We start from the raw sequence: 3,062 nt of genomic DNA, 5'->3' as shown, positions 1-3,062 counted from the left end.
GCGGCTACACCGACCTGGCCTCGATCCCGACCTCGGTCGTGGAACGCATCGAAGTGCTGACCGACGGTGCATCGGCCATCTATGGTTCCGACGCCATCGCCGGCGTGGTCAACATCATCACCCGCAAGAACTTCGACGGCCTGGAAGCCAGCGTCTACGGTGGCCAGTACGGCCAGGGCGACGGCCAGAAGCAGGTCTACAACTTCGTCTACGGCCAGACCGGTGAGCGCGGTTCGATCACCTTCGGCGCCGAGTACAGCAAGGAAGACGAGGTCCAGGCCAAGGATCGCTCCTTCAGCCGCTACCCGAACGGTCGCTTCCATCCGAACCCGACCGCGGACGATGCCAATGGCTGGTCGCCGGCTTCCAACCATGGCGTGCTGATCGACGACATGGGTACCCCGAAGGACGCCAACGACGATATCTGGTACACCCGTGCCAATACCGGTGCCGGCAACGGCATGGGCGACTTCCGTGAGTTCGGCACCGCCGACTACACCAATGCCAGCCAGGAAATGTGGCTGCAGAACAAGCTGACCCGTCGCTCGGTCTTTGCCAACGGCAACTACGACCTGACCGACAACATCCGCGCCACCGCGAACGTGCTGTACACCAAGCGCACCGCGACCTCGCAGATTGCCGGCTACCCGTACCAGTCCGAGGTCTACGGCACCCCGCTGTCGGCCGACAGCATCTACAACCCGCTGGGCAAGGACGCGAACTTCATCCGTCGCACCTCCGAATTCCCGCGCCAGACCGAATCCGAGCAGGAAACCTTCCGCTTCTCGGCCGGCCTGGAGGGTTCGTTCGAGTTCGCTGACAAGTTCTGGGATTGGGACGTGGGCTACGTCTACAACCAGAACAAGGGCGTCAAGACCGGCACCGGCAACCTGTTCATCCCGAACGTGCAGAACGCCGTCGGTCCGTCCTTCATGGACGGCGACGTTGCCCGTTGCGGCACCCCGGGCAAGGTGATCGCTGGTTGCACCCCGTGGAACCCGCTCGCACCGTACGGCTCCACCGGCAACGGTTCGCTGGCTGACCCGGCACTGCAGGCCTACCTGTTCCTGCCGAGCCACGACACCTACACCAACACCACCAAGGCTTACAGCGCCAACATCTCCGGCTCGCTGTTCACGCTGCCGGCCGGTGACCTGGCCATCGCCGCCGGTTACGAGCACCGCCAGGAAAGCGGTGAGTACAACCCGGATGCACTGCTGCAGTCGGGCCTGAGCACCGACCTGGCCGGCGCGCCGACCAAGGGCAGCTACAAGCTCGACGAGTTCTACGTCGAACTGAACGTGCCGGTGCTGGCCGACATGCCGTTCGCCAAGGAACTGTCGCTCGACATGGCTGGTCGCTACTCGGACTACAACACCTTCGGCGACACCATCAACAGCAAGTTCGGCCTGAAGTGGAAGCCGATCGACGACCTGCTGGTGCGTGCGACCTATTCGACGGGCTTCCGCGCGCCGAACATCGCCAACATGTACGGCGGCACCTCGCAGACCTTCGACGCCTACACCGATCCGTGCGACAGCAGCTTCGGTTCGGCTTCGCGCAACCCGYCGGTTGCCGCGGCCTGCGGCGCACGTGGCGTTCCGGCGAACTTCCGCCAGATCACCTCCGGTGGCGCACAGTCGACCGGCCCGGGCACCCAGTCCTACAGCGCCTTCGAATCCGGTTCCAACCCGGAACTGCAGCCGGAAACCTCCAAGACCTGGACCGCTGGCCTGGTCTACAGCCCGAACTTCGTGCAGGGCCTGGACGTCAGCCTGGACTGGTGGAAGATCCGCATCGACAACGTGATCGCCGCCGAGTCGGTGACCTCGATCCTCAACCAGTGCTACGTGCTGGGCGTGGCGTCGGCGTGTGACCGCTTCAGCCGCGGTACCGAAGGCCGCACCGTCAACCAGGTGGTCGACGTTACCCGTACCCTGATCAACGGTGGTTACCAGGAAACCGCAGGTTACGACCTGGGCATCAAGTACCGCCTGCCGGAGTTCTCCTTCGGCAAGATCGTGGTTGACTGGAAGACCACCTACGTCGATTACCTCGAGTACAAGCGCGACAACGAAGCCGAGACTCCGGTCGAGCAGCACACCAGCTGGGCAACCGGCGACTGGGGTGCGAACTTCCGCGTCCGTTCGAACCTGAATGTCGATTGGAGCCTGGGCAACCTGGGCGTGAACTGGGCCGTGCGTTACTACTCGAGCATGAAGGAGCCGTGCTCCTACGACACCGAGTGCAACCTGCCTGACTTCAGCTCGGCCTACACCCTGGGCCAGCCGACCCGCAAGGTCGGTTCGAACACCTTCCACGATGTGCAGGTGCGTTACACCCTGCCGTGGCAGGCCACGGTCTCGGTCGGTGCCAACAACGTGTTCAACCACGAAGGCCCGGTCATGTACAGCCAGCCGAACTCGAGCTTCTCGTACTACGGTGGCTTCGACATCGGTCGCTACTACTACATGAAGTACACCCAGCGCTTCTGATCCATCGAAGCGTGACAGCAGAATGAGGAGGGCGGGCCGCAAGGTCCGCCCTTCTTGTTTGTGGATGCGAAGACGGTGGATACATGGGGCCAGAGTACGCTTGGGCGGCACAGCATCGGGAGGGATAATCCGGTCTGCTGCCGCCGACGCAATTGACTCTATAAAAGATGCTCCGTGCGCTGCTATCTTCGATGTATCACGCGCCACATCACTGGCAGGCGCAACATCGTTCATCCGGCAACGCGGGTCGAGCAGAATGCAGACAGGAAGCAGGTTCAAAGGCGTGGTTCTGATGGCCATGTGTGCAGCGGCGATGGCCCCCGCATCGGCCGCAGACATCATCCGTCATTCATCCGGAGTCGTTCCCGTCGCCTACGCCGTGGAGGTGCCCCCCGGGCGCACGACGGTGTACCTCAGTGGCAAGCTGCCGGAACCGACCGGCGCTGGCTCCCCGCTGGTCTATGGCGATACCAGAACGCAGACGATCAGCGTCCTGCGGCAGATCCGCCAGCAACTGGCAAGCATGGGATTGCGAATGGAAGACGTGGTGAAACTGCAGGTCTACCT

The 3,062-nt window shown here is 63.0% G+C and carries 2 protein-coding genes; both read left to right on the top strand.

Annotated features, from left to right (window positions below):
- A partial coding sequence (locus AB4Y84_RS17835) for a TonB-dependent receptor domain-containing protein (RefSeq protein ID WP_442250573.1) occupies nucleotides 1-2,495 on the top strand: 2,495 nt, incomplete at its 5' end.
- 292 nt (nucleotides 2,496-2,787) lie between these two features.
- On the top strand, nucleotides 2,788-3,062 hold a 275-nt coding region (locus tag AB4Y84_RS17830), incomplete at its 3' end, for a Rid family hydrolase (protein WP_442250574.1).

The sequence above is a fragment of the Stenotrophomonas sp. 2YAF22 genome (genome assembly GCF_052114665.1).
Classification (GTDB): domain Bacteria; phylum Pseudomonadota; class Gammaproteobacteria; order Xanthomonadales; family Xanthomonadaceae; genus Stenotrophomonas; species Stenotrophomonas indicatrix.
Note: the sequence above shows the minus strand (reverse complement) of the source record. Positions and strands in the feature narration are given on the sequence as shown.